The sequence below is a fragment of the Phenylobacterium sp. genome (assembly GCF_036264965.1).
GTDB lineage: Bacteria > Pseudomonadota > Alphaproteobacteria > Caulobacterales > Caulobacteraceae > Phenylobacterium.
In genome coordinates, this window is sequence record NZ_DATAPY010000096.1 from 1 (window position 1) to 10,164 (window position 10,164).

Consider the following 10,164-nt stretch of genomic DNA (forward strand, 5'->3'; position numbering starts at 1 on the left):
TGGAGCTCGGGTTCCTCGGGTTGGGCTTCACGCCGATCTGGACCCGCGAGCAGGTCCCGATGATGCCCAAGGGCCGCTACAGGATCATGCGCCAGTACATGCCCAAGGTGGGCGGGCTCGGCCTCGACATGATGTTCCGCACCTGCACGGTGCAGGCCAATCTCGACTTCGGCTCCGAGGCCGACATGGTGGCGAAGTTCCGCACCAGCCTGGCCCTGCAGCCGGTCTGTACGGCCCTCTTCGCCAATTCGCCGTTTATCGAGGGCAAGCCGTCGGGCTTCGTCTCGGCCCGGGCCAACGTCTGGACCGACACCGACCCCGACCGCACCGGCATGCTGGACTTTGTGTTCAAGGACGGCTTCGGCTTCGAGACCTACGCGAAGTACGCGCTGGACGTGCCGATGTACTTCGCCAAGCGCGGCGACCGCTACATCGACCTGGCCGGCCGCTCGTTCCGCGACTTCATGGACGGCAAGCTCAGCGAACTGCCGGGCGAGAAGCCGACGATGAAGGACTGGGCCGACCACACCACCACCATCTTCCCCGAGGTGCGGCTGAAGCAGTACCTGGAGATGCGCGGCGCGGACTCCGGCCCCTGGAGCCGGCTTTGCGCCCTGCCGGCGCTGTGGATGGGCATCTTCTACGACCCGGCCGCGCTCGCCGCCGCCTGGGACCTCTGCAAGGACTGGAAGATCGAGGACCACGAGCGTTTGCGCGCGGATGTCGCGAGAGTCGGCCTGAAGGCCGAGATCGCCGGGCGGACCGTGCAGGATGTGGCCAAGGACATGCTGGCCATCGCCCGCGAAGGCCTGAAGCGCCGCAACCGCCTCTCCGGCGGCCTGGTGGACGAGAGCGGCTACCTGGCCGAATTGGACGAGATCGCCGCCAGCGGGATCACCCCGGCCGAACGCCTGCTCGAACTTTACAACGGCCCCTGGCAGGGTGACGCCAGCAAGGTCTTCGAGAGTTTCGCGTACTAGCTTCCCTGCCTCAATGGGGAGGGACAGACGGCGAAGCCTCAGTCGGTGTGCTGCACCACGTCGTCGACGGTGATCGCGTAGTCCTCGGCGGGATCGCGGCGGCGATCCGGGTTCACCGTCGCCTCGGCGACCTCATAGACCTCGATCTTGTCGGTGTAGAACGCCAGGCGCCCTTCGATGGCCTCCATGGCCGGGAAGGGCTGTTCGTAGGTCCAGACCGCGTTCTCCGCGAACCGGCCGTCCATCAGCACCGTGAAATAGCTGGCGTCGCCCTTGTAGGGGCAATGGGTGCCGCGGTCGGTGCGGCTCATGAAGCCCATCTCCACGTCGATGCGCGGGAAGTAGATCACCGGCGGATAGGTGGATTCGCGCAGGATCAGCGCGTCGGCGCTGTCGGCGATCACGTGGCCGGCGAAGCGGGCGCGCCAGCGGTTGGCGGCGGGTTGGATCGTGATGGGATGGTCGGGGCCAGGCGTCTTCATGGCAGGTCTCCTTCAGGCGTCGTAACGCGGAACGCCAGCCCAGGCTCCGGTCCTCCCTAGATGGGTCCTGGGCCGCCTTGTACTTAGGGGGTGTAGGTGATTTTCTGCCGCGCAATCATGACGGCGCGCGCCGAGAGCCCTTCCCACTCAGGTTGGATCAACCTGAGTGGGAAGGGCTCTGGATAAAACCGACGACCCTGCTTCTCCTGACTGACTTGGATCAAGTCAGTCAGGGCAGGGTCTTGGGGGCGGCGCGCCTCCGCTAAGAAGAGGCCAGAGCCGTCGCATGGACATCGTCATCGTGGCCGGGATCGTCGTTGCGGCGGTCACGGCTATCCCGGTCATCCTGCAGCTTCGCCAGCATCCAAAGGGCCTGCGGATCCTGTTCTTCGCCGAGATGTGGGAGCGGTTTTCCTACTACGGCATGCGTGGCCTGCTGATCTTCTACCTGACGCAGCACTTCCTGTTCGACGACACGACCGCGGCCGGGTCCTACGGCGCCTACACCTCGCTGGTCTATCTGCTGCCGGTGATCGGAGGTTTCCTGGCCGACCGGTTCTTGGGCGCCCGCAAGGCGGTGGCATTCGGGGCGCTCCTGCTGGTCGCCGGCCACTTCACCATGGCGTTGGAGGGCGAGCCCGCGACCCAGGTGCTGACCACCCATGGCGCGGCCTACAATTTCCAGGTCACCGGCCGGGCCGACGCGCGCGACGTGAAGTTGCTGGTCGGCGGACAGCCCTATGCCTATTCCGCCGCCGCCGGCGGCGGGCTGGACATCAAGGGCCTGCCGGCCAATGCGCCGCTGCCGTCGCACATGGCCAAGGGCGACTATCAGATCTCGGTCGCCCACCAGGCGCCCCTGTTCAAGAACATCCTCTTTCTGGCGCTGGCCCTGATCATCATGGGCGTCGGTTTCCTGAAGGCGAACATCGCCGCCATGGTCGGCCAGCTCTACCCGCAGGGCGATCCGCGCCGCGATCCAGGGTTCACCCTCTACTACTATGGCATCAACCTGGGCTCCTTCCTGGCGTCGATCACCTGCGGGTGGCTGGGCCAGACCATCGGCTGGTGGGCCGGCTTCGGCGCGGCCGGGGTCGGCATGGCGCTGGGCTGGATCGTCTTCGTGCTCGGCAAGCCGATGCTCGAGGGCAAGGGCGAGCCGCCAAACCCCGTCGCGCTCGCCAAGCCGGTGATCGGGCCGCTCAACACCGAGTGGCTGATCTACATCGCGGGCCTGGCGGGCGTGGCCGCGGTCTGGGTGGTGGTGCAGAGCTTCGCCATCGTCAGCGCGTTCTTGGGGATCGGTGCGATCGCCGTGCTGGCCTATCTCGTCTGGTACATGGCGACCAAGGCCGACAAGGTCGAGCGCGAGCGTCTGCTGTTGGCCATCGTGCTGATCCTGGCCTCGGTGGTGTTCTGGGCGCTCTACGAACAGGGCGGCTCGTCGTTGAACCTCTTCGCCGAGCGCAACGTCAATCTGCACCTCTACGGCGACCAGAGCATGAAGCCGGCCCAGGCGCAGTCCTTCCAGTCCGGCTGGATCCTGATCCTGGCGCCGATCATGGCGGCGATCTGGACCTTCCTCGGCCGCTTCGGGCGCGATCCGAACCCGGTGGCCAAGTTCGGCGCCGGCCTGTTGCTGATCGGGGCCAGCTACTACGTCCTGATCTTCGGCGCGAAGTTCGCGGGCGCCGACTTCAAAAGCCCGCTGATCTTCCTGGCCGGGGCCTATCTGATGCAGACCACAGGCGAGATGTGCGTCTCGCCGGTCGGCCTGTCGCAGATGACCAAGCTCGCGCCACCGCTCTTGATCTCGACCCTGATGGCGACCTGGTACCTGGGCACCGCGGGCGCTCAGTTCGTCGCCGCCAAGATCGCCCAGCTGACCGCGTCGGACACCATCGGCGGTCAGGTGCTCGACGCCGGCAAGGCGCTGGCCACCTACAGCCATGTCTTCGGCGTGATCGGCCTCTGGGGCTTGGGCGCGGGCGCGCTGATGATCGTGCTGTCGCCCTGGCTCAAGCGCTGGGCCCACGGCGCCAGCGACACGAAGTAGCCGGCGCGGCCTCAGCTTCCGAAGGTCTTCCGCAGGCGGATGTAGATGATCCGGCCGGGGTGGACGCTGCGCAGGTCGACGAGGGCCAGAGGAACCAGGTTCCTTGGCCCGTCCCAGTTCTCGAAGGTGTGCTTGAAGCCGCGGGCGGTGACGTTGTCGAGTTCGATCCGCCAGCTCAGCTTGGGGTTCGGCTTCCACTCGGCGAAGGGCGTGACATAGGTCTGTAGCTTGTCGATCTGGATGGCGTTGAAGCGATAGTTGCGCTGCTGCCAGCCGCCGCCGACGTCGACGCCGTAGATCATCTTGCCGACCGTCTGCGAGTAGTGGGCGTCCCAGTCGGAGGGGTGCTGGTTGCTGATCGGCCGGCGTTCATGGGTGGTGGGGTCGGTCACTTCCGAGATGCGGCGGGTGTAGTCGCCGCGGATCTGCGCGCCCTTCAGGCCCAGCTTTTCCAGGGGTACGGTCAGGGTAACCAGGAAGTCGTTCTCGCTGCCGGCGCCGATATTGGCGGGCGCATCGAAGAAGCTGCCGTTGGGCGCGCGGATCGGCGCTCGGTCGATGGCGTCGGTGATCTCCAGATTGCGCGCGGTCAGCACCACGCTGCCGCCGCCCCAGAAGTGGCGCTCGTAGGCGATCTCGCTCGCCCAGTCCTGCTGCGGGACCAGATTCGGGTTGCCCGCCGTGACCACGCCGGCGCTGAGCGTCGTCGAGGCCACGAAGGCGCTGAAGTCGAGTTGCCCCACCTCGCGCTCGTAGCGGAAGCGGATCTGGTCGTCGGCGTCCGGAGCCCAGGTCACCGCCAGGCGCGGCTTGGTGTAGTAGAGCGTCTTCGACAGGTTCACGTCGCCGCTGGAGGCGATGTTGGAGCCCTCCTCGCGCACCGCGCCCTCGATGGTCAGGGTCGCGAACGGCCGCCAGACCGCCTTGCCGAAGACTTCGCCGCGCTTCTCGTCCACGGTCACGTCCGCCGCCGGCAGGGTGGTGAACACCCCGTTGTCCGAGAACAGGATGTGGTTCTCCAGCGTGTTGTAGGCGCCCTCGGCGCCAGCCTCCCAGGACAGGGAGGGCTTCTGCTGGAACTTCACCACCCCGCGCAGGATGGTCTCCGAGGTCGTGGTGTCCTGATGGAAGACCTGGCCGTCGGCCGGGGTGTCGAAGGCGTCGGCGTATTTCTCGTGCTTGTCCTGCCGCAAGGCCACGATCTCGACGTTGGTCCGGGCTCCGAAGCCGTGGCTGTAGCGCGCGCCGACTTCGCCCTGCAGGTAGTTGTCGTCCTGGTGGTCGTGCTCGGTGTGGCTGTCGGGAAAGTGGAAGCTGTCGAGCTCGGCGGAGTCGTAGGTCTGGCCGCTGATCCGGCCGTTGAGCCGCAGGCTGCCGCCGGCCAGCGGCGCCTCGGTGGCGCTGGTGACGATCGACTGGGTGCCCCAGCCCTGGCTGTGGATGTGGGCCGAGGCGTTCGGCGCCCCGTCGCCGTTGGTCTCGGTCCGCGGGCCGTCGCCGAAGCCGTCGTCGGTGAAGCCCGAGACGGTGACGCCGCCTTCCCAGCTGCGCTCGCCGACCTTGCCGGAGCCCTCGATCCGCAGGGTGCCCCAGCGGCGACCGTCGCTGGAATGCTGGTCGGCATAGTGGAAGATGCCGCGCGCGCCGTTTTCCCGCTTGGTGATCACATTGGCGATCACCGTCTTGCCCTGCATGTCGATGCCGGGCGCCCCGCCGCGGATCACGTCGATTCGCGCCACATGGGTCGCCAGCATCCGCTGCAGCAGCGAGTCGATCCCCTCGCTCTTGGTCGCCGGCCGCTGGCCGTCGATCAGCACATTGCCCGCCGCGCCCTCATAGCCGCGCACGCCGGCGCCGGTGTCGAGCGCGAAGCCGGGCAGGGCGTTGACCATGTCCAGCGCGGTGTTCGGGCTGATCTTGGTGAAGAAGTCCGGGGGATAGCTGACAATTGCCGGTTGCACCGCGGCGGCGGGCGGAGCCGTCGTCGAGGCTGGCGTGACAACCGCGGTGGCAGCCTGCGCAAGGATGAAAAGCAACATACGGAACAGGCTCCCCAAAAACGGGGGGAAGAGACCTGCGCCGCCATCAGGGCGCCAATTAAATGCCTGTAAGGTGGATTAATTCGCGGACAGAATGCATCCGTCCGTCTCGGTGAGGGCCCCTCCCCAAGGGCCTATCGCCAAGCTTCAGACGCTGGTCCCGCCGACCGTCAGGCCGGTGATCTTCAGCGACGGCTGGCCGACGCCCACCGGCACGCTCTGGCCGGCCTTGCCGCAGACGCCCACGCCATTGTCGAAGCCGAAGTCGTCGCCGATCATCGTCACCCGCGTCAGCGCCGACGGCCCGTCGCCGATCAGGGTGGCGCCCTTCACCGGTGTGGTGACCTTGCCGTCCTCGATCAGGTAGGCCTCGGTGCACTGGAAGACGAACTTGCCGTTGGTGATGTCCACCTGGCCACCGCCGAAGTTGGCGCAGTAGAGGCCGCGCTTGGTCGAGGCGATCATCTCCGCCTGGGTGTGGTCGCCGCCCATCATGGCGGTGTTGGTCATCCTGGGCATCGGCAGGTGGGCATAGGATTGCCGGCGGCCGTTGCCGGTGACCTCCAGCCCCATCAGCCGCGCGCTCATCCGGTCGTGCATGTAGCCCACCAGGATGCCGTCCTCGATCAGCACCGTGCGGCCGGTGGGCGTGCCCTCGTCGTCGACGGTCAGCGAGCCGCGGCGGCCCTGGATCGCCCCGTCGTCGAACACCGTGACGCCGGGCGCGGCCACCCGCTCGCCGATCCGGCCGGAGAAGGCCGAGGTGCCTTTGCGGTTGAAGTCGCCTTCCAGGCCGTGGCCCACCGCCTCGTGCAGCAGCACGCCGTTCCAGCCGGGACCCAGCACCACATCCATCTCGCCCGCCGGGCAGGGGATGGCGTCGAGGTTGACCAGCGCCTGGCGCAGCGCCTCGTCCACCTGCTCGCGCCAGCGGTCCGGCGTGATCCAGGCCTCGAAGCCGGCGCGGCCGCCGGCGCCCGAGTAGCCGCTCTCCCGCTTGCCGTCGCGCTCGACGGTGAGCTGGACGTTGACGCGGGCCAGGGGCCGCACGTCGCGGATCAGCCGGCCGTCGGCGCGCAGGATCTCCACGGTGCGGCGCTCGCCGGCCAGGGAGGCCATCACCTGCACCACCCGCGGATCGCGGGCCCGGGCCCAGGCGTCGATTTCCTGCAGCAGGCTGACCTTGTCGGAGAAGTCCGGCGAGGCGAGGGGATCGTCCTCGCCATAAAGCTTGGCGTTGGTGGCGCGCGGCGCCTCGGCGGCCACGCCGGAATAGCCGCGCTTGGCCAGCCTGGCCGAGTCGGCGGCGCGGGCGATGGCGGCCTCGGAGATTTCGCTGGCGTGGGCGTAGCCCGCCGTCTCGCCGGCCACGACCCGCAGGCCGAAGCCTTCGGTGGCGTCATAGGCCGCCGACTTCAGCCGGCCGTCGTCGAACAGGAAGCTCTCGCTCTCGGACCGCTCGACGAACAGCTCGCCGTCGTCGGCGCCGGCGAGGGCGTCGCCCAGGATGGATTCAGCTCGCTTGGCGTCGACGCCGGCGGACTCAAGGATCGATGGGGCAGGGGAATGGGCGTTCATGCCTGCAAAGATAGGGAGCGCGGCGGCCCACGTCACCCGGCTTCGGCGTCGCGGGCGATGGCGCTGGGATGTCGGAGGGCTCTGGCTGAGCCGGCATCACCCCGGCGCGAGAGGGGGGCTGCGCCGGGGGATACTCGGTACTCTGTACGTCGGCGCGGTTGGGGTCGCGACCGAGGCCCAAAATTGCCCGGCGCGGTTAGCGCAAGGTAAGGATTTCGACCGATTTCGGGGTCCGGGCTTATTTGCCCATCCCGGCGAAGGCCGGGATGGGCGGAGTTCTATTTTCCCGCCGCTTCTTCATGGCGCGCGCCGGCCAGGATGCCGGGCAGGGAATAGTTCCCCTCGTGGCAGGCGTATTCGAAGATCGGACCCTTGATAGCGCGCAGGATGAGTTCGCCGCGCCAGGGTTGAGCGTAGATCTGCGGGTCGTCCACCGTGAAGCCGTAGAGGATCTCGCCTTTCGAGAGGCGGGTGAAACGCTCGGTCACCTTGGCGTCGGGAGAGATGTAGACGCTGAGCGGGAATTTCCAGCCTTCGCCGGGGTTGAGGTTGGTGGTCTCCACCACCAGGGTCCGGCCCTCCCAATGGCCGATCGAATCGCCGGCCCAGGGGTGCATGTTCGCCGGCAGGCGCGGTCCGCCCTTCAGGCGGATGATCCGCGGGTCGTGGCCGGACTCCATCCAGATCGCCAGGTGGTCGGGCGTCTGGACGAGCATGTAGACGCTCGAAGACCGGTGCGGCAGCATCGGCACGCTGGCCGACCCCGAGCCGCCCATCAGGCACTGCTCGCCGGGCGGGCGCCGTTCGGGGTTGTCATAGCTGGTGGTCTCGATCCGCGCCGCGACCGCTTGGCCGGCCTTCGACCAGGGCAGCTTGCCGTCGGCGGGCTCGACGATCATCGAGGTGCGGAACCGGCCGTCGATGCGGAGCAGCTGGGTCCCGCGTTCCCACCATTCCGAATCGCCGCCACCCACGCCCGACGCGTCGTCAGCGGCGTTGTCGGTGGCGTAGAGCTTGAGATAGGCGGCGGCCTGGGCGTCGGTGGCGGTCGGGCCCGTCAGGCTCGCCGGCCGCTCCAGCGGCGTGGCCGAGACGTTGGTCCACAGGCCCCCAAGATTAGCGGCGAGATTGGCGGCGGCGGGCCGAGGTCGCGCCGCGGCGGCGCCAGCCAGGAGCACGGCTCCCATCGCCAACACCGCCGCGACGCTGCGCGCCCGCGCCCTCGAACCCACGTGCGTCCCCCGCATCATCGCCGCAGCATGCCCCGGAACATCGGTCCGCGACACTGGACATTTTTGCCGTGACTCGCCCTTCGCCACGCCGGCCCTGCACGGTGCGCGCGCCGTTCGAACAAGAGTCGCCGAAACGGCTGGAAAGCAGGCGCGCAACGCCTTCGCGCGCTCACGTCACAGACGGCCGGGCCATGGGCGTGCGCTCGCGCCTTGGCAAGCCCAAGGGATGCGCGTATGCACCCGCGATGAAGGGCCAAGCCGGCGCGCGAGCGTCCGCGCGCGCCGTTCTGTACAGTCGGTTGGATCGCCAGATTCGCGCGATGCGGCCGACAAGTCAGACCGAGGGGACATGCAGTCTAGGTTTCAGGGAATGCGGGCGCTGGCGGCGGGGATCGCGACGGGCGCCTTGACGGCATTGTGGGGCGCGTCTGCGCTGGCGGACGATCTGATCGGCCAGCCCACGAACGGCTCGGTGATGATGCAGCCGGGGGTCACGCCCCTGAAGCATGACGCCATCTTCTTCCACAATTACATCCTGTTCCCGATCATCACGATCATCACGCTGTTCGTGCTGGGGCTGCTGCTGTGGATCATCGTCCGCTACAACAAGCGGGCCAATCCGACGCCGGCGAAGTGGAGCCATAACACCCCGCTGGAGGTGGTCTGGACCCTGGTGCCCGTCCTGATCCTGGTCGTGATCGCGGTCTTCTCGTTCAAGCTGCTCTTCGAATATCACGACATGCCCAAGCCCTACATGACCGTGAAGGCCACGGGCTATCAGTGGTACTGGGGCTACGAATATCCCGACCAGAAGATGCCGGAGTTCATCTCCAACATCCTGCCTGAAGATAAGGCCAAGGCGGCCGGCGTGCCCTACAAGCTGGCCGCGACCCAGCCCCTGGTGGTGCCGGTCAACCAGACGGTGCAGATCCTGGTCACCGGCGCCGACGTGATCCACGCCTGGGCCGTGCCGGCCTTCGGGGTGATCATGGACGCGGTGCCCGGCCGCGTGAACTCGACTTGGTTCAAGGTCGACCGCATCGGCACCTACTACGGCTCCTGCCGCGAGCTCTGCGGCGTCGACCACGCCTTCATGCCCATCGAAGTGAAGGTGGTGAGCCAGGCCGACTTCGACGCCTGGGTGCTGTCGAAGAAGGGCGTGCCGATCGGTTCCGCCCCTCCGCCCGCGCCCGCCGCCGCTGCGCCCGCCGCACTGGCCGCCGGCGCCTCCGCCACGCCCGCTTCGGCGACGGCACCGGCTGTAGCGGCGCCTGCCGCGCCGGCGCCTGCCGCCGCCGCGCCCACCGCCAAACCCGCGGCTCCGGCCGCGGCCAAGAATTGATCCGAGGACCCGCGTAAGATGGCCTCCGCCGCTCACGACCACAGCCACGACAGTCACGACAGCCACGACCACAAGCCGGGCTTCATCACCCGCTGGCTGTTCTCCACCAACCACAAGGACATCGGCACCCTCTACATCCTGTTCGCCATCATGGCGGGCCTGGTGGGTGGCGCCCTGTCCGGTCTGATCCGCTGGGAGCTCTATGAGCCCGGCATCCAGATCTTCCAGCCGCACTCCTGGATCGCCCAGCTCGGGCTGATCGAAGGCTCCAAGCACGGCTACAACGTGGTGGTCACCGCCCACGCCCTGATCATGATCTTCTTCATGGTCATGCCGGCGATGATCGGCGGGTTCGGCAACTGGTTCGTGCCGCTGATGATCGGCGCGCCGGACATGGCCTTCCCGCGGATGAACAACATCTCGTTCTGGCTGCTGGTCGCCTCCTGGATCATGCT

At 67.8% G+C, this 10,164-nt stretch carries 8 protein-coding genes; 4 read left to right on the forward strand and 4 right to left on the reverse strand.

Annotation, left to right across the window (positions count from 1 at the left end; translation table 11 throughout):
* Positions 1–980 (forward strand): glutamate--cysteine ligase (locus VHS75_RS12215; protein WP_329638893.1); only part of this gene is annotated, 980 nt, incomplete at its 5' end.
* 38 nt (positions 981–1,018) lie between these two features.
* Here the strand turns inward: VHS75_RS12215 and VHS75_RS12220 are convergent.
* Positions 1,019–1,462, reverse strand: coding sequence for a DUF427 domain-containing protein (locus VHS75_RS12220; RefSeq protein WP_329638894.1), 444 nt, complete (start codon positions 1,460–1,462; stop codon positions 1,019–1,021).
* A gap of 286 nt (positions 1,463–1,748) precedes the next feature.
* Here VHS75_RS12220 and VHS75_RS12225 point away from each other — a divergent pair, with 286 nt between their 5' ends.
* Entirely contained in the window at positions 1,749–3,518 is a 1,770-nt protein-coding gene (locus tag VHS75_RS12225; protein WP_329638895.1) for an oligopeptide:H+ symporter, read from the forward strand.
* 11 nt (positions 3,519–3,529) lie between these two features.
* Here the strand turns inward: VHS75_RS12225 and VHS75_RS12230 are convergent, their stop codons facing one another.
* The 3 genes from VHS75_RS12230 to VHS75_RS12240 all read right to left on the reverse strand — a co-directional run bounded on the left by VHS75_RS12230 (position 3,530) and on the right by VHS75_RS12240 (position 8,322).
* Positions 3,530–5,557: a TonB-dependent receptor plug domain-containing protein gene (locus VHS75_RS12230; RefSeq protein ID WP_329638896.1), complete on the reverse strand. Its 2,028-nt coding sequence runs from the start codon at positions 5,555–5,557 to the stop codon at positions 3,530–3,532.
* A gap of 147 nt (positions 5,558–5,704) precedes the next feature.
* Entirely contained in the window at positions 5,705–7,135 is a 1,431-nt protein-coding gene (gene tldD, locus VHS75_RS12235; protein WP_329638897.1) for a metalloprotease TldD, read from the reverse strand.
* Between the two features lie 278 nt (positions 7,136–7,413).
* Complete coding sequence (locus VHS75_RS12240; protein ID WP_329638898.1) at positions 7,414–8,322, reverse strand: hypothetical protein; 909 nt, start codon at positions 8,320–8,322, stop codon at positions 7,414–7,416.
* A 394-nt stretch (positions 8,323–8,716) separates the two neighbouring features.
* Between VHS75_RS12240 and coxB the strand changes: the two genes are divergently transcribed.
* The gene (gene coxB / locus VHS75_RS12245) at positions 8,717–9,709 is read left to right on the forward strand and encodes a cytochrome c oxidase subunit II (protein ID WP_329638899.1); all 993 of its coding nucleotides are present in this window, start codon (positions 8,717–8,719) and stop codon (positions 9,707–9,709) included.
* A gap of 18 nt (positions 9,710–9,727) precedes the next feature.
* Positions 9,728–10,164 (forward strand): cbb3-type cytochrome c oxidase subunit I (locus VHS75_RS12250; protein ID WP_329638900.1); only part of this gene is annotated, 437 nt, incomplete at its 3' end.